At 42.6% G+C, this 18,161-nt stretch carries 13 protein-coding genes; 10 read left to right on the forward strand and 3 right to left on the reverse strand.

Annotated features, from left to right (window positions below; translation table 11 throughout):
* Positions 1 to 186 precede the first annotated feature (186 nt).
* The gene (wecB, locus tag AABK37_RS22535; protein WP_432553761.1) at positions 187 to 1,302 is read left to right on the forward strand and encodes a non-hydrolyzing UDP-N-acetylglucosamine 2-epimerase; all 1,116 of its coding nucleotides are present in this window, start codon (positions 187 to 189) and stop codon (positions 1,300 to 1,302) included.
* Positions 1,303 to 1,462: 160 nt separating this feature from the next.
* Positions 1,463 to 2,053: a flavodoxin family protein gene (locus AABK37_RS22540; RefSeq protein WP_432553762.1), complete on the forward strand. Its 591-nt coding sequence runs from the start codon at positions 1,463 to 1,465 to the stop codon at positions 2,051 to 2,053.
* A gap of 183 nt (positions 2,054 to 2,236) precedes the next feature.
* Here AABK37_RS22540 and glgA read toward each other — a convergent pair whose 3' ends face one another.
* Together glgA and hemC are read right to left on the reverse strand one after the other, a co-directional pair.
* Entirely contained in the window at positions 2,237 to 3,676 is a 1,440-nt protein-coding gene (gene glgA, locus AABK37_RS22545; protein WP_432553763.1) for a glycogen synthase GlgA, read from the reverse strand.
* Between the two features lie 354 nt (positions 3,677 to 4,030).
* Positions 4,031 to 5,002 (reverse strand): hydroxymethylbilane synthase, encoded by a 972-nt coding sequence (gene hemC / locus AABK37_RS22550; RefSeq protein WP_432553764.1) that lies wholly within the window; start codon positions 5,000 to 5,002, stop codon positions 4,031 to 4,033.
* A 515-nt stretch (positions 5,003 to 5,517) separates the two neighbouring features.
* On the opposite strand from hemC, the gene AABK37_RS22555 reads away from it, so the two are divergent.
* A complete protein-coding gene (locus AABK37_RS22555; RefSeq protein ID WP_432553765.1) occupies positions 5,518 to 6,501 on the forward strand; it encodes a YegS/Rv2252/BmrU family lipid kinase in 984 nt (327 codons plus the stop codon).
* Between the two features lie 624 nt (positions 6,502 to 7,125).
* Complete coding sequence (locus AABK37_RS22560; protein WP_432553766.1) at positions 7,126 to 8,460, forward strand: PAS domain-containing sensor histidine kinase; 1,335 nt, start codon at positions 7,126 to 7,128, stop codon at positions 8,458 to 8,460.
* Positions 8,461 to 8,597: 137 nt separating this feature from the next.
* Here the strand turns inward: AABK37_RS22560 and AABK37_RS22565 are convergent, their stop codons facing one another.
* Complete coding sequence (locus tag AABK37_RS22565) at positions 8,598 to 9,134, reverse strand: Uma2 family endonuclease (protein WP_432553767.1); 537 nt, start codon at positions 9,132 to 9,134, stop codon at positions 8,598 to 8,600.
* 52 nt (positions 9,135 to 9,186) lie between these two features.
* Here AABK37_RS22565 and AABK37_RS22570 point away from each other — a divergent pair, with 52 nt between their 5' ends.
* The 6 genes from AABK37_RS22570 (at position 9,187) to cas8a1 (ending at position 18,152) form a co-directional block, all read left to right on the forward strand.
* Positions 9,187 to 10,737, forward strand: coding sequence for an AAA family ATPase (locus AABK37_RS22570; RefSeq protein WP_432553768.1), 1,551 nt, complete (start codon positions 9,187 to 9,189; stop codon positions 10,735 to 10,737).
* A gap of 93 nt (positions 10,738 to 10,830) precedes the next feature.
* Positions 10,831 to 12,384: a metallophosphoesterase gene (locus tag AABK37_RS22575; RefSeq protein WP_432553769.1), complete on the forward strand. Its 1,554-nt coding sequence runs from the start codon at positions 10,831 to 10,833 to the stop codon at positions 12,382 to 12,384.
* Between the two features lie 173 nt (positions 12,385 to 12,557).
* Positions 12,558 to 13,538, forward strand: coding sequence for a helix-turn-helix transcriptional regulator (locus AABK37_RS22580; RefSeq protein WP_432553770.1), 981 nt, complete (start codon positions 12,558 to 12,560; stop codon positions 13,536 to 13,538).
* Positions 13,532 to 14,185 carry a type I-MYXAN CRISPR-associated protein Cas6/Cmx6 gene (gene cas6, locus AABK37_RS22585; protein ID WP_432553771.1) on the forward strand — a complete coding sequence of 218 codons (654 nt, stop codon included), beginning with the start codon at positions 13,532 to 13,534 and terminating at the stop codon, positions 14,183 to 14,185. Before AABK37_RS22580 ends, cas6 begins: the two co-directional genes overlap by 7 nt.
* Positions 14,182 to 16,647, forward strand: a complete 2,466-nt coding sequence (gene cas3, locus AABK37_RS22590; RefSeq protein WP_432553772.1) for a CRISPR-associated helicase Cas3' — start codon at positions 14,182 to 14,184, stop codon at positions 16,645 to 16,647. Before cas6 ends, cas3 begins: the two co-directional genes overlap by 4 nt.
* Positions 16,638 to 18,152: a type I-MYXAN CRISPR-associated Cas8a1/Cmx1 gene (gene cas8a1, locus AABK37_RS22595; RefSeq protein ID WP_432553773.1), complete on the forward strand. Its 1,515-nt coding sequence runs from the start codon at positions 16,638 to 16,640 to the stop codon at positions 18,150 to 18,152. Before cas3 ends, cas8a1 begins: the two co-directional genes overlap by 10 nt.
* Positions 18,153 to 18,161 lie beyond the last annotated feature (9 nt).

The following is an 18,161-nucleotide window of genomic DNA, read 5'->3' on the forward strand; positions in this document are numbered from 1 at the left end:
CTTCCTGCCAAGTGTAGGATTTGCTGTCCAGTATAAATACTAACTCCAACTGAATAGATAGTTGATGTTTGAATATATTTGACTATGCGAAAGGTAACTATTACTTTGCAGTTCTAACCAACGTACCACCAATAGGGATTTTATGCCTTAATTGAGCAATGCCGATTTTTTGTAACGACCTACTTAATGACTAATCAAAAACGAGTTTACATTATTTTGGGTACTCGTCCGGAAGCAATTAAACTAGCCCCGGTGATTCAGGTATTCCAACGCTCTTCAAGCTTCGACACCCAAATAATTTTGACTGGACAGCATCGCGAAATGGTAGAGCAAGTGATGCAACTGTTCAACTTCAAGGCAGATTGTGACTTAGAAATTATGCAGCCTCAACAATCTCTGAGTGACATTACCTGCCGTAGTTTACGAGGTTTAGAAACGTTATTTCAAGCAAGCAAGCCAGATTTAGTATTAGTGCAGGGAGATACGACTACGGCTTTTGCAGCGACTTTGGCAGCTTTTTATCAAAAAATTCCTGTAGGTCATGTAGAAGCCGGTTTAAGAACTGACGAATTATTCAATCCTTATCCAGAAGAAGCTAATCGTCGGTTGATTTCGCAACTTACTCAGTTGCACTTTGCCCCAACTCCTTTGGCTGTGGAAAATTTGCAACGTTCTGGGGTTTTGGGTGAAATTCACCACACGGGTAATACGGTGATTGATGCATTGTTAAATGTGGCAAGTCGCCAACCAGCTTGTAATATACCTGGTTTAAACTGGGATTCACATCGCACACTGCTAGCTACAGTGCATCGTCGGGAAAATTGGGGAGAACCATTACAAGGAATCGCGCAGGGATTTTTACAGATTTTAGATAAGTTTCCGGATACAGCTTTGTTGTTGCCATTGCACCGCAATCCCAGAGTGCGAGAACCGTTGCAAGCACTTTTAGGAAATCATCCCCGAATTTTCTTGACAGAACCGCTAGATTATGCTGAGTTGGTGGGGGCAATTGGGCGATCGCATCTTCTCCTCACAGATTCTGGTGGTTTGCAAGAAGAAGCACCTAGTCTTGGCAAACCAGTATTAGTTTTGCGAGAAACTACCGAAAGACCAGAAGCAGTCGCGGCAGGAACAGCCAAGCTTGTGGGAACCGAGAGTAAAGACATTTTTGCTGCTGCAAGTGAGTTGCTGAGTAACTCAAGCGCTTATGAAGCAATGGCAAATGCAATTAATCCGTTTGGGGATGGTCACGCAGCAGAGCGCATCTTGCAAATTGTGCAAAATTATTTGGGTATCTGTTAAGAAAAATTATCACGTTATTTTAAGGGAAATAAGCTTTTCAAACCGGGTTTTCCGGTTTTTTGTTTTTTCAAACAAAACTGACGAAAGTTGCCTTTACTTTACGTCCAGGTAGTCTTTATGATGTTTCTCGTTCTTTTGAAGTTAAAGATTGAGGTTTTTTATGCCTACAGTTGCGATCGCCTACTTTTCTGGTGCTGGTCATACTCATCTTATGGCTGAAGAAATTTACAAAGGTGCAAGTCAGGTTGAAGGCACTACTGTTGAGCTTCTGCGGATTACTGGTGAGCAAATTGTCAATGGTCGCTGGAAAAATGATGCAATTATGGAAAAGCTTAACTCTGCGGATGCGATCGTTTTTGGCTCACCTACTTATATGGGTGGTGTAGCGGCTCAATTCAAGGCATTTATCGATACAACTAGCGAAGTTTGGTTTAGACACGGATGGAAAGACAAAATTGCAGGTGGCTTTACGCACTCAAGTTCCCCCAGTGGCGATAAGCAAGGGACGCTTTTATACTTAGTGACGAACGCAGCCCAGCACGGCATGATTTGGGTGAATTTAGGAGACTTGCAAAGCTTTTTGCTTGGTAAAGATGATGGAGTAAATCGACTGGGGGGATTTCTCGGTGTCATGGGTCAAAGCCAGCTCGATATGAGTGGTAAAGAAGCAGTTTTAGATCCGGGTGACGCGAAAACCGCAGAACGCTTTGGACAGCGCATTGCCGAAGCAACGAAACGCTGGTTTAAATGAAGAAGGGTAAAGGGAAAGGGGGAAAGGAATAAAGAACTTTCTTTTTCTTCCTCGTTCCTCGTTCTGCCTTTTCCTTTGAGGTAAATTAGGACTTACGCACAAAAAAGGAAAAAAGTGCTATATCCCCTAACTTTCTATCTTGTGGTAAAAAGTTAGGGTAAGGCAATAAGTGTTTTGCAACAATTACTTAGAACTAGCTACTGGCTCGTTTACGCTTGACTCCGGTTGTTGTGCAGGCTCTTCTTCTTCTGGCAAGCCGTAAATTGACCTGTACAATTTAACGTACTGCTTCGCAGATTGATACCAACTGAAGTCTTCATTCATACCGCGTTTTTGTAATTCCAGCCATTGCGGTTTATAGCGGTAGCCTTCCCAAGCGCGAATCATGCAGGTAAAGAGGTCTAACGCTTCATAGCGGTCAAAACAATAACCAGTGCCTGCCCCGTTGGTGGGGTCATGGTGGGTTACAGTGTCAACTAATCCGCCGGTGCGACGGACAATTGGCACGCAACCATAACGCAAGGCTAACATTTGGCTGATTCCGCAAGGTTCAAAACGGCTAGGCATTAAGAAGGCGTCAGAACCGGCGTAGATGCGGCGAGCTAAAGCATCGTTATAAAGTAGGTAAGTTGCCATGCGTCCGGGATAACGCGATGCCATTTGCCACATTTGAGTTTCATAATAGCGATCGCCTGTCCCCAGCAACACAAATTGTGCATCTGTATATGCCAAAAACCGATCCATAATTTGCAATGTTAAGTCAATGCCTTTTTGGTCTACTAATCGTGTCACCATCCCTACTAAAAAGGCATTGCTATTAACTTCTAACCCCACTTCTTCTTGCAAAGCAATTTTATCAGCTTTGCGTTGTTCTAAATTATCGGCAGTAAAAGTTTGGGCGATGTATTTATCATCTGCTGGGTTATAAACCTCAGTATCTACGCCATTAATAATCCCAGATAACTTACCGCTAATAAAAGACAGCAAACCTTCTAAAGTTTCGCCGTATTCAGCTGTCTTGATTTGCTCGGCATAAGTAGGAGAAACTGTATTTACTTTGTTAGCGTACTGCACGGCTGCTGCCATCGTGTTGTGTCCTTGCATATACCAAGGACACCAAGTAATTTTCTCTAAAAACCAACGCCACGGACCTTGATAAGCCAAGTTATGAATCGTAAAAACGGTGGTAATATCAGGGTCTTGATGCATCCACACCGGAATCATTCCCGTGTGCCAATCGTGACAGTGAATTATTTCTGGCTTCCAATAATTCCAGCAAAACTCGGCTGCACCGTTAGCAAACAATGTGAACCGCCAATCTTCATCATCTCCAGAATAAATGCGGCGGGGCATGAATGCCGGATGTCCAAATAAATATAACGGAACATCAGTACCGGGCAGAATTGTTTCATAAACTGCAAAGTGCTGAAACATCGCGTCTCCCCACCAAATCGGTTCTTGGGGAATTTGCATTTTGTCTGGCAACATGCCGTAGTATGGCATGAATATTCGCACATCATGCCCCATTTGTCTGAGGAATTTGGGTAAAGCACCGACAACATCACCCATTCCGCCAACTTTCGCAATGGGAGCTGCCTCTGCTGCTACAAATAAAATCCGCATGGTAGTTTCTGTTTCCCCGTGCCTACATCAGAATTCCACATGTAGGGCAGGCATTGCCTACCCTACTTATTGACCAAGCCCCTAGGGTGTGGGGTGTGGGGTGTGGGGTGTGGGGGAGCCACCTCCACAGCAAGGGTTCCCCGCGTTGAGGAGAGTGGCGTTGTGGGGTTGCGTGCCTCGCCCCAACAAGAGCGCGGGTAACAAGCCCCGTCCTTTCAGTCCCGGTGCAAGTGGTCGCTTAAACATACGCCCCGACCAATGCCGTCTTCCCTACACCCCACACCCTACCCCCTACAACCTGTTCGTGACAATGGAAATCTTTCATCATCTAATCACATTTGCTTGTGCAACAGCTCAGGAACCGCGTTGAATCTCGGTAAATATTTTATCTAAAATTTCCTGCGCTCCCTGTTGCCGCAACAGTTGTGCGAGTTGGATGCCTAGTTGTTCGGCATTTGCAGCAGAACCTGTGACGGTATCTTTGACCAGATTTTTGCCATCGACGCTGGCAACTATGCCAGCTAATGTTAAATTATCACCATTTATTTCGGTATTTACACCAATAGGTACTTGACAACCGCCTTCTAATTCACGTAAGAAAGCGCGTTCGGCTAAACAGCGATCGCGTGTTTGTGAATGCTCAATACCTTTGAGTAGCGAGATCAACTCACTATCATCAGCACGGCATTCGATACCCAATGCACCTTGTCCAACTGCGTGGAGAGAAATTTCTCTGGGAAGGATTTGATGAATGCGATCGCTCATTCCCAATCGCTCTAAACCTGCTACCGCCAAAATTATCCCATCATATTCACCCGCATCTAATTTTGCCATGCGTGTATTCAAGTTTCCTCGAATATCTTTAAATGTAAAGTGGGGAAAATGATGTCGCAATTGTGCCAGCCGGCGCAGCGAAGATGTACCGATTACCGCACCCGATGGTAAAGTATCAATTTGCTTGTCTTTGTGCTTTTCATGCACCACCAAAGCATCTGCGGGGTTTTCCCGTTCTGTAATTGCTGCCAGTGCTAACCCCTCTGGCAAGCGAGTCGGTAGATCCTTAAGAGAATGAACGGCAAAATCAATCTCCTGGTTGAGCATTCCTACTTCGAGTTCTTTGGTAAATAGTCCTTTGTCCCCAATCTTGGCTAATGCCACATCCAAGATTTTGTCTCCTTGAGTGGACATGGAATGGACTTCAAAAGTGATATCCGGAAAGAGTTTCTGAAGTTGTTCTTGTACCCAGTGAGTCTGAACCAGAGCAAGTTGGCTTTTGCGGGTACCGATGCGAATTGTGCGTGGAGGACTGGATACAGATGATGTCATAAACGCAGTATGTTAAACCAGGCAATTAATTTACTCTCATCTAGACTACCGCAGTGAGTGACTTGACGTGTGGCTATTTCCTTGATTCGAGTTAAGTTTATTTTTTAGTTTTGTTACTAGGTTTGATGAACTTTTGTAAAGTAATTAGCCAGAAGTGGCAATTATTTTCTCACTTGAAATTTTTTGTCTTGATGTTGTTTTGTATGGATATGAAAATTTTTACTTAAAACCCTCGTTGGCAGAGACGTTCCGGTGGAACGTCTCTACGAGCAATGTTTTTTGTATTAATATTGTTTTCTATTTTCTCAGTATAAAATACAGGGAAATGGTAATTTTGTATATTTATTTCAGATATTCACATTTTTTTTAGACTTGAGTTAACTGATAATTGTGACGATAAAGAAAACCCCAAATCACAATCATGGGCAAACCTGCCATGAGAGGGAAGTTTGCATTTTGCCAGAACGTTAGTAATAATTTGGATACTTATTATTTAGAATCTGTTTTTCATTTTTATGAATCGTTCCGCTTGTCTTATTTTTAATCCGGTTGCGGGTCAAGGCGATCCAGAACAAGAATTAGCACAAATTCAGGCAATATTACAACCAGAAATTGACTTAGATATTTATTTAACTACTGAAGAAATCGGTGCTGACAAACTGGCACAGCAAGCAGTTGAGCGCGGGGTAGATGCGATTATTGCTTCTGGGGGAGATGGCACCCTTTCGGCAGCTGCGACTGCGGTAATCGGTACTGGTATTCCCTTTGGCATCATTTCACGGGGAACGGCAAACGCTTTTGCTACTGCTTTAGGAATTCCTGATTCGATCGCCGCCGCCTGTGAGACAATTTTACAGGGAGGAACTCGGAATGTAGACGTAGCTTATTGTAATGATCGCCCGATGGTATTGCTTGCAGGTATTGGTTTTGAAGCGGAAACAGTGGAACGCGCTGACCGAGATGCGAAAAATCGATTTGGCATCATGGCGTATATTTTAGCAGGACTGCAAGAATTACGCAATTTAGAAACTTTTGATGTAGAAATCGAAACTGATGAGAAAATAATTAAAACTTCTGCTGTCGCGGTGACAGTAGCAAATGCTGCACCAGCTACTTCAGTTTTGGCTCAAGGACCGGCGGGAATTATTGTTGATGATGGGTTGCTCGATTTAACTATAGTAGCACCAGCGAATAAGGCAGGAGCGATCGCTGCAACATTTCATCTGTTTCAAACCGCTTCTGCCGGTATCCCAGTCGAGCGCAATGACATCGGCTATCTGCGCTCTAAACTATTCAAAATTACCACCGAACCACCCCAAAAGGTCGTCTTAGATGGTGAACTAGTGGGAACAACTCCGATTGAGATTAAGTGTGTTCCCGCAGGTTTGACCGTTTTTGTCCCGAAGAAAGAAGAAGTTGTGCCTGTGGAAAAACTAGAGGGACTTCCTAACCTGGTAATTGAGATGAAAAACACGCAAGATACTCCATCTGATACTTAATTTTAAGTCCTTAGCTGTAGTAATAAGGAAAGGGAAGAAAGCAATTATTAACTTATTTATACATCGGATTTTACTCTCGACGAATCCTTAATTCTGCTTTGAATATTTGATTTTTTCCCTTTTTAGATGAAATTAGGAAAATTTTGGATATAAGTTGTATCCATTCTGCTTTTTTATGCCATTTCAATAGCGAAACCCACCAACTTCCTTAAGATTGCGCTACCACTTAACTATGCCAATTAATTATAAATTTACAGCTTTTAAGCAATTATAAGGAATTCTGATTTGTCACTTTCGGATTAATTTACCTCAACCTTAATGTAGATACAACTTTAACAACAGCTTAATAACATGGGAATAGTAATGTTACATCAAATAGTGATGCCTGCTACTTATATGCTGTAATAAGCACTTTACAGATTAGCAGCAAAAGATTGTTTATCAAAGTTTGATTTGATACTAATCTTTATGTAATTTCTGTAACACACCTCAAATAAGAAAAAGTTAATTCGTTTATTGTTTGCCTTGGTAATTTAATTTTTTTTATAAAACTTATAAGAAAAATTAATATAAATAAATTCCACTTTTTAGGTTCATTAATAAAAAAAATTAACAAGAGGCTTCATGAATGCGAAAAATCCTAAACAAACATTTGACCTACATCTAAAAGTTCCTCAACCGGGCAAACAATTGTCTAAGAACTTTGTGGTATTACCCTGGCAACAATTACAGTTATTGAATCAAACTCTGAAAATGTTTTGGGCAACATTACAAGAACAGCACGCAGTTATAGAAGAATTACGCACTGCAAATGAGGCATTGATAGCGACTCGCAAGTATTTGGAAGAAGAACGTAACCGCTACCAAGAGTTGTTTGACTTTGCGCCGGATGGATATTTAGTAACAGATATTAAGGGTACAATTTCTCAAGCAAATTATGCTGCTGCCAAGTTGCTTAACATCGACCAAAAGTATTTAATAGGTAAAAAGCTGATTAGTTTCATTCCAGAGGCAGATCGTCAAGCTTTTCGGGTTATGTTGACGCAACTTTATGGTATGAAGCGATTGCAAGAATGGGAAGTACGTTTGTGTAGACGAGACAATACGCTGATTGATGCGGCGATGACGATAGTAACTGTGTATGATGCAAATAATAAGGCGATCGCCTTACGTTGGCAACTGCGAGAAATCACCGCACGCAAACAAGCTGAAGAACAAATACGCGAACTACAACTGCAAAATTTGCAATTAGTAGAAGCAGATCGGCTCAAATCACAATTTTTGTCAATAATGTCCCACGAGTTGCGTACTCCCTTAAACGCGATTCTAGGATTTTCTCACGTGCTGCTACGTCGATTTCGCCCGAATGTTGAGCAGCAACCATTAAACATGGTGGAAAACATCTACAGCAACAGCAAGCACTTGCTGTCGCTAGTTGAAGATATTTTGGATTATACCAAGCTAAAAGCCAAACGTTTGGAATTGCAGTTAGAAACGTTTGACTTGGCTTCCTTAGTAAAAACGACTGCTGAAGAAATGCGATCGCTCGCAAAGCACAAAAATCTAGATTTAGAGGTTTATTTAGCTCAACCGAGCATTTCTGTAGTCAATGACCCCATCCGGATGCACCAAATTATAGCCAACTTACTGAATAATGCAATTAAGTATACCGAATCCGGTAGCGTGGTTATTGAAGTTACCGAACTACCCGAAGATAAATTAGCGATCGCCATTGTCGATACTGGAATTGGCATCGCTGAAAAAGATTTAAAGTCGATTTTTCAGGAATTTCGCCAAGTAAATCAGACTCTAGCCAGATGTCAAGGAGGGACAGGTTTAGGACTGGCAATTACTGATGCTTTAGTGCGACTGATGCAAGGAACTATCTTAGTAGAAAGCAGTTTGGGGCAGGGTTCTACTTTTCGGGTGGAATTACCCCGCACTTTGTCGGGAAAATAAACAGGACTTACGCTGTTAAACTTCTCAAACCCTTATTCCTCTGTTTCCTCTGCGATCTGGTGCGGTAGCCTCCGGCAACGCCAAGGGCGAACGTTTTTCCGTTATTGCTGCACAAGTCCTAATAAAGAATATCGCGCTCACCCAAAAACAACTCCGCGATAAATTTCTGCGATCGGCAATTCAATCCCAACTGACTCCAAGAAAATTGATCGCTCTAAGTCCTTAAATTCACCAAGCAACCAACCTTGAGTTTGTTTGCTATAGCGTTCAACAAAAAGTTCATCCTGCTCGATTAATAAATATTCGCGAAAACTCTTAATTGATCGATACATCCGAAATTTACTTTCGCGATCGTAAGAAGCTGTAGAAGGAGATAGCACTTCAACAATCAAGATGGGATTCAAGACTTCATCACGTCTGTCCCCATTTAGTTGCGGTTCACCCTCAAAAACCATCACGTCTGGATATAACCCGCGTCGATAATCGGGAATCCACAACCGCAAGTCGCTGTTAATTGGCTCAAATCGAGTATCGCGCATTATAAACTTGAGAAACGCAAAAACATTACCACCGATACGACTGTGGTTGAGCGATCGTCCCGGCATGGGTACGATTTCTCCATCACGATATTCGCTGCGTCCTTCTGCTTTTCGAGCGATCGCACTTCCTCTCATCCCAAAACCTAAAATCGTATAAACTCAAAGTATCCGCTTCCACAAACATTACATGTCTCGCTGGTTCAACATTGCTGGTCCTTGTAAAGCAGACAAACACTACATGCTGTCACCTACAAGTCGCTTACCCGACTTGGAAATGGCGATCGAACAAGAGAGTTATTTTGTCGTTCATGCACCCCGACAAACAGGTAAAACTACCGCAATGCTATCCCTAGCAAAACAGCTTACCGCAACTGGACGTTATGCAGCAGTGATGGTATCGGTGGAGGTGGGAAGTGCATTTAATCATGACCCTGGTGCAGCAGAATTGGCAATTTTGGGAACTTGGCGAAATACAATTGAGGATTATTTACCTCCAGAACTACACCCTCCAACTTGGATTTATAATGCTCCTGGACAGAGAATTAACGAAAATTTAAGAGCCTGGGCACAAGCAATCGAGCGTCCGTTGGTGCTATTTATCGATGAAATCGACTCTTTACAAGACCAAACCCTAATTTCGGTGTTGCGACAATTACGTGACGGCTATCGCAGTCGTCCGGAAAACTTCCCTTCATCCCTTGGTTTAATTGGATTACGAGATGTACGCGATTATAAAGTTGCATCTGGCGGAAGCGACAGATTAAATACAGCCAGTCCTTTTAATATTAAAGTCAGTTCCATCACCCTCAGAAATTTCAACGCCGCAGAGGTGCAAGAACTATACCAGCAACATACCGAGGAAACCGGACAACTTTTTACCCCAGAAGCAACAGCAACAGCGTTTGATTTAACTCAAGGACAGCCTTGGTTAGTAAATGCCCTTGCCAAGGAAGTTGTGGAAAAAATGGTCAAGGATAGAAATATTACTATTACCAAAGAGCATATTTTACAAGCTAAGGAAATATTAATTGCCCGTCAAGACACCCATCTCGATTCTCTAGCAGAAAAACTGCGAGAAAAACGAGTTAAAGACATTATCGAACCAATGTTAGCTGGACTTGCTTTAGGCGATACCCCAGCCGATGACCGACAATATTTAATCGATTTAGGATTGTTGCGACGCGATCCTGCTGGGGGACTCGTAATTGCTAACCCGATTTATCGCGAAGTAATTCCCCGTGTTTTAGTCCAAGGCACCCAGGACAGCTTACCCCACATTAGTCCCAGTTGGTTAACCCAGTCAGGCGAATTAAACACAGATGCTTTGCTGGAAGCCTTTATTATATTTTGGCGGCAGCACGGGGAACCATTATTAGGTACTACTGCTTACCACGAAATAGCACCACATTTAGTATTAATGGCTTTCTTACATCGTGTCGTTAACGGTGGTGGCACTCTGGAACGCGAATATGCAATTGGAAGCGATCGCATGGATCTATGCCTAAGATATAGAAGCGTTACGTTAGGAATAGAATTAAAAGTATGGCGTGATAAAAAACGTGACCCTCAAGCTGAAGGAATTGAGCAATTAGAATCATATTTAGCACGGTTAGGATTAAACTTTGGTTGGTTATTTGTGTTTGACCGACGTAAAAATGCACTACCAATCGAAGAACGTTTATCAACACAAATTGTCATGACAAAAAATAAACGCTCTATTACTGTTATACGTGCGTGAATCGTTTTGCCTTAGAAATATTTTATTTATAAACACCCTCTTAGATTATCTTAAAAGGTGCGTCCTTCATGAAAATTCGGGAGTGAAGTTGCTTTGAAACTTGTGTCCGATCCGGCGATCGCCGACAAAATTCGCAAGATGAATCAGCGGGTACGGTGGCAAGATCCTGCAATTGTCGAGCGGGGTATTGACCAAACTCGCATCGTGTTGGATGATAATCGATCGGGCGATCGAGAATTCTCGTTTTTGGTTGTCGGTGATAGCGGTTCCGGATCGCATCACGGACACAATCCCCAACGAAAGGTAGCTGAATTGATGCTGCCCCATCACGACGAAAGCCGTTTTATGCTACATACCGGTGACGTTATCTATTTAGTTGGGTCAAGCGAGTACTACCACCAAAACTTCATCAACCCTTACCGCGAATTTCTCGTAGGTGGCGAACATCCCAAGCGTATCGCTTATGACCAGATGGTTTTCAAGCTGCCGATTCTACCCATACCGGGAAATCACGATTACTATAACTTGCCGATTATATTTGGCTTAGTATCTTTGACAACACTGCCAATTCGTCGTTTGCTTAAGTCTAAATTAGATATTGACGTGGGCTTGCATGGCTCAGGAAGGGGTGATGCCTATGCAAAAGCGTTTTTGGACTATCTGAAGGCGTTTAAGCTTCCGGGAGATTTAGGGCATCATTTAGATGAACACTATACGGAAAAAACGGATACCGGGCGTTGTCTTAGCTACCAGCCAGGGCGCTTTACTCGCCTTCCGAATCGTTACTATACTTTCCGCTATGGGGGTATTGACTTTTTCGCTTTAGATTCTAATACATTTAACGATCCGTTGCCTCTAGCCTCGACGAAACAAGGCGATGTCGATCGCCAAATATTGCAAAAACGCCGCGAGGATTTACAGCAAGAGAATCAGCAAATCATGGAAACTATAGCCAAACTCAATCCGGATAATCCCAGCGAAGCCGATCAACTCGACGACTTGCACCAAAAGCTGACACAAATTGAGGAAATTATTGTTGATATTGACAAGCAATTAGCCGCTGATAAAACCACAACGGTAACTGATATCGAACAATTAGAATGGCTGAAGCTGAGATTAATTGAGTCTTGGAATAATAAGGAAGTGCGGGGAAGAATAATTTATTTTCATCATCCTCCCTACGTAACTGAAGCGACAAAGTGGCTACAGGGACAGACTTTTGCAATTCGCAGCCGTTTGCGTAATGTGTTGAATGCGGTAGCTAAGACGGTAGGTGACGCTTCTCAAGGTCGTCCTTTGGTAGATTTGGTGTTAAATGGTCACGCACACTGTTTGGAACATATTCAGACAGTGGAAACGGGGGGTGCTGATTCTGGTGTTAACTGGATTGTTTGTGGTGGAAGTGGGTATAGCTTGCGACGTCAGCGAACTGAGGGAGCCGATTTGGTGGAAGAGGATAAATTGATTGCGCGATCGCATCTTTTCATCGGTCGCAACGGTCAAGGTTCTCAAAAGCGCAGACCTTACTCGTGTTTACGCATTGATGTTAAAGATGGTAATCCTCCCAAGTTTATTGTCCGTCCTTTGGTTGCCGAATGGTATCAGCGACGCTGGGGACATCCGGAAATTGAGCCGTTTACGATTTGAGCAAGTAGTCAGCGCTGTCTTCGCCCAAGCGCTAACTACGAAATATTTTACTTTTTATAATAAAGGTTTTTAATAATTAATAAACTTTGATGATTAATTGAAAATTTTACTAGGCGGAAGTGTTTTTGCCGGGTAGCTAATTTAGCATTAGCTAAATTGTTCTTTTAAAATTTATGTCCCGGCAATTAGAACGATTACTACAAGTAGATTCACTGCTGAGAACTAGGCAAAGACCGACTACTTTAAGCCTTGCAGAAGAACTGGAAGTTAGCGAACGGACTGTTCGTAGTGACTTGGCTTTTTTACGCGATCGCTTTGATGCACCTTTAGAGTATACCCCGAAATTAGGTCATCACTACACTGATTCAGAATGGCGATTGCCGAGTATTTCTTTAACTAAAGGCGAGTTGTTTGCCCTGACTGTAGGGGCGAGAATGTTAGAAACGTATGCTGGATCGCCTTATGCATTGCAATTGCGGTCAGCGATCGCCCAACTTAGCAAACGTTTACCAGAGAAAACCTGGGTGAACGTGCAACAGCTAGCAGAGGAATATATTCTTTTTGGTGCGGGGGCAGAAATCGATTTAGATCCAGATATCTGGCACAAACTGGAAGATGCTTGCAGCCAGCGAAAATCTGTAATGATGACTTACTATACTGCCAGCCGCGATGCAATTTCCGAACGCAAACTTGACCCTTACCTATTGCACGTTTATCGTGGTACTAATCTATACTTGATTGGGTTTTGTCATTTACGCCAAGCGATTCGCTGGTTTAGAGTAGACAGAATTAAGAAGTTAGAAATATTGCAAGAACACTTTGAACCCGATCCGAAATTTAATGCCAAAGAATACATGGGAAGTGTATTTCAACACGAGGTAGGGGACAAACTTCTATCGGTGGAAATTTGGTTTGATGCCAAGACTGCACCCTATATTGAAGAACGTCGTTGGCATTTTACCCAGGAAATCGAAAAACATCCCGATGGTTCATTGACGTTGAAAATGGTGGTGAGGGGTATTAATGACTTGAAACGGTGGGTAATGTGGTACGGAAAATCAGCGGTAGTTAAGAATCCACCGGAGTTAGTGGAGTTGGTCAAAAATGAAGTCGCCAAAATGCAGGCAAACTATACAGGAGAAGCATCATGTTAGCTACCGAATCACAACCTAGAAATTTCGGCTCATTCAACTTACCCCATGTCGAACTGAGTTTTAACATTATCGGGCAAATTTTACCCGCAGATCATGGGTATGCATTGTACAGTGCGATCGCTCACCTCTGCCCAGAACTTCATCAGCAAAAATGGCTAAGTCTGCAAACGGTGATGGGTATACCAGATGGACAAGGCAAAATTTACCTCACAGATAAATCGCGGTTGCGAGTGCGTCTTTCTGGTGACATGGTGCCTATGGTTTATCTGCTAGCGGGGAAACAATTGAAGATTGGGACGCATTCTATTCGGTTGAGTATTCCGCAAATTTTTATGTTGCAACCAGCCTCAAGATTGCGATCGCGTATTGTCACTATCAAAGGCTTTCAAGAGCCAGAATTATTTCTAGACGCTGCCAAGCGTCAGTTGGATGCACTCTCAATTCAGGGAACAGTCTCAATACCACTCAATGATAAAAAAGAACCAGATCGAAAGGCAATAAAAATTAAGAGTTATACAGTAGTAGGTTTTGGTTTGGAAGTGAGAAATTTATGTGATGAGGATTCAATCAAATTGCAAACTGCGGGAATAGGTGGAAAGCGACGGATGGGTTGCGGAGTGTTTGCACTAACCAGAGGTGAAGTATGAAGAAGCCTTCACAGCTACTTGCTAAATCTTATGACCGCAAAAAATATCAACAACAACCCCCTGATTATGCCTTATATACTCAACACAATCGTGATGTTGCCTACTCTTGTAAAGCACTCGCACAAGTAGTTGGTGCCGTAGCACTTGCTAATGCAGGATTAGACGAGAATTTGATTGCTGAATTTAATAGAACACTGCTTGCGAATGGTTGGATACAAGATTTAGGTAAAGCAAACAGCCACTTTCAGGCTATGGTTTCCGGTAATCCGGAAATTATCCAATTATTGCGCCACGAGACTATTTCTGGGTTGTTAGTTTGTCTGGAACCGCGTTTTATTGAATGGCTAGCACCGCTGGGTAAAACTAAGTTTATTGCTGTTTGGGGAGCGATGGGGCATCATCGCAAGTTTGATGATGGCACTGTCCACAAAGAAGTGACTGAATTGAAAATTTATACTACCCATAAAGACTTCAAAGCTAATCTCAGTGAAATGGCTCAAGACTTGAATTTGTCTGAACCACCAGTATTTGAGTCTGACTTAATAATTGCACCAAATAAGCATGATATCTGTGACTTGCCAGCGCGGGAGTCACTGAAAAAACTCAGGACAGAATTTCAAAAACTGGAATCAGGATTTGCTGATGAACAGTCTCGGCGATTTGTGGCTTTAGTCAAAGCTTTTGGTATTGCGGCTGATGTTGGAGCGAGTGCGATCGCTAAAAAATACAAGCAAGCTGAGAATTATTCTCTAGCAAATTTCGTAATTGAGAATTTATCCCAAGGCTTAGAACTCAGTGATTTGACAAAACTAATTCATGCTTGGGCATGGGGAAATACTGATGCAACAAAGGAAGAGATTGATTTAACTCAACTTCCACCAGGCTTTAAGTTCCGAGATTTTCAGCAACATGTAGAAGCATCTCAGTCTTACCTTACCCTCGCCCAGGCGGGATGTGGTTCAGGGAAAAGTTTGGCTGCTTATCTGTGGGTGCGTCAATGGTGGGAAAAATTACAGCATGAAGGGAGAAATAATCTGCGTGTTTTCTTCTGTCTGCCCACTACAGGCACGACTACGGAACACTTTAAAGACTATGCCTTAGAATCTGGCATTCCTGCGAAACAAATCAGCTTAACCCATTCTCGCTCAAGTGTTGATTTGGAAACAATGGCGCAAACTAGTAATCAGGAAGAAGCGAATGACGAAGAAGAAAGCGATACTGCAAAAGCTGCCGAAGCAGCCCTGAAAGCGCAGCAGGACAAAATTGAAGCTTTGGCGCTGTGGAGTACACCATTGGTTGTTACTACTGCTGATACGGTTTTGGGTTTAATGGCAAACGCCCGTCGCGCTATCTACAGCACTCCAGCAATTATGCAGTCGGTAATTGTGTTTGATGAAATTCACGCCTTTGATGATTATTTGTTCGGTCATTTGCTAGTGTTTCTGAAAAACTTTCCGCGTTTACCCGTATTGTTGATGACTGCTTCGCTACCAGAACAGCGCCGTCAAGCAATTGAACAAGTTCGTCCTGATTTGTTTTATGTTGCCGGTGACGAAAAATTGGAAACTTTACCACGCTATCGCATTCAATATCCAGCGAATTCCCAGGAAGTTTGGGATGCAGTGAAGGAATGTGTTGCGAAAAATGGCAAAGTGCTGTGGGTGAGAAATCAGGTGGAATGGGCAAACCAAATTTACACCCAAGCTAAATCGAAATTTCCTGAGATTTCAGTTAACGTCTACCATTCGCGGTTGCGTTACAAAGACAGAAGCGATCGCCATCGGCAAGTCATTGATAATTTTAAGCAAAAAGAGCAACCAATAATTTTAGTTGCGACTCAAGTGGCAGAAATAAGCTTAGATTTATCGGCTGATTTACTCATAACAGATATTGCTCCCGTTCCCGCCTTAATTCAGCGTATGGGAAGGCTTAACCGTCGTGCTAGCCCCGACAAACCGGGAGAACCGAAAACAGGCTTAATTTGTCCTCTAACTGCTGAAAATAACGCTAAACCTTACGAAAAAGAGGAACTGAAAACCGCTGAAATTTGGATTCAACAACTAATTGCAATTAACAAACCGTTACATCAAAGACATTTAGCGGAACACTTCGCTGCCCTTAGTGATTTAAAGGAATACGACTACAAAGAAGCAGAGAAAAGAGCTTGTTTCTTTGGGATACCGAAAAAATCAGGTTTGTGGCGCACTCGTCCTGGTTCCACTCGTGCCGAAGGATACACCATTTCCGTGATTCTGGAAGCTGATTATGAAGCTTGGAAACAAAAAGATTTATCGGGTGAACCTGACGCTGACTGGATACGCAAGCATGAAGTGGCTATTCCCATCCGCAAAGAGGTTTTGAAATGGCAGCCATTAGGCGGAGTTCGTATTACCCGCAAAGATGCCGTTACCTACGACTACAACGAACAGACACGGGAGGGAACAGGAGCGAAATGGCTTTAATTTACCGACTCACAAACCCAAATTATACAATTTATCACCGTGCAGCGATGGGTGGCTTGGCTGCAACCATTCAAGCTTGGGAAGACAACCAGCCAGAAGGCATTCAAGCCACTTTTAAGTCTGATGTTGTAGAAATTACCTGGGATGATTCTCTCACCGAACAAGAGGCATTGCGCCGCATTCTAGAGGCTTCTTTCAAATTAACTGAGGATAAGTTAATTGATTTGCCCGGTCAATTTATTGGAGAAGATGCAGCTGATTTAAAATTAGCAATTCATGAAGGCTTGTGTTTAACTTTTTTGCAAAAAGGAAAAGATGCACGCTGGGGACAAAAAGAAGCACAGCCAATTACTTTGAAAATAGACAATGCGGATGAAGGTAATACATTTACTTATAAAGCTTTAGATGGTTATGCTCATCAGATAGCAAAAGGTACAAAGCTACTTCATGAGCCAAATGCTATTCTACCGAGAGTTGCTACTTTGCCTCAATGGATTATTCCCGGCGCAATGACAGGTAGAAAAGCACTGCAAGCAAACCCAAAGGAGGCGATTTTATTACTTTACTTAATGGTGGGGTGTGTGGTGTTTTTACTTCGCCCCCGCACCTACAAAGAAAAAGCTCAAGCTTGCATTGTAGTTCCTGATGTTATTGATTTAAGAGATTTTGCAGACTCAATGCAAAGTCTTACCAGTAGCAGTCAAAATTTCCAACGGTTTAGCAATAACTATTTAGGACGTGTTGTCGGAGGTGCAGAAGAGGCAGCGCTATCTTTTTTAATTGACCTTAATGCTGATGATATTGCTGAGGCAGAATGTGTTTCGGGATGTCAGGTAATTGCAATGGGTAAGGTTGCTTGGGATAAAAATCAAATCAATCGCAGTATCAGCATCAAACTACGGGGAAGGTATGCAGAAATAAATGTTTTTCGTGCCGCTAAACAATATCTTGGTCGCAGCAAGTTAATTAAAATCAATGGTGGCAGAAGTTATGCTATTCCCAATAGTCCAGTTCCCGAATTAGTAGCGGCAAATTTAGCAGCTGACAGACATTGGTGTGCTAAGTTTACAACTTTGGTGAGTGAGAAAAAAGATTTTAACCGGATGTTATTTCAAAGAGGAGGGTTAAACCAAATGGCAAAAGCCATTCGTGATGAAGATGACAAAGCAATTATTAAGGCTTTTCATAAGGCTTGGGAAATGACAATGGGAGAACTCGGAGAACGAGCAAGAGAGAATAATCTCGACTTCAGCCGTTTGGTAGAAGTCAGGCGGGAGAAAATCCGCAATGAGATTTTGCGGGCTAAAACTCCTGGTGCTTTAGCAAGTTGGTTTTTGCAATTTTGTCTGAATGCAACTAAGGGGAATGTCTTAGTTCCTATTCGCGAAGATGCAGAACGCATTCGAGCTTTTGTCTTTAACCCGCGTAACTTCGACAGATTTCAAAATTTACTGCTATTTGCGGTTTTGAGTTACGGCAGCGATACATCTAAAAACGAAAACTAGGGAGAATTA

It is taken from the genome of Tolypothrix sp. VBCCA 56010, assembly GCF_050875635.1.
Lineage (GTDB): Bacteria > Cyanobacteriota > Cyanobacteriia > Cyanobacteriales > Nostocaceae > Hassallia.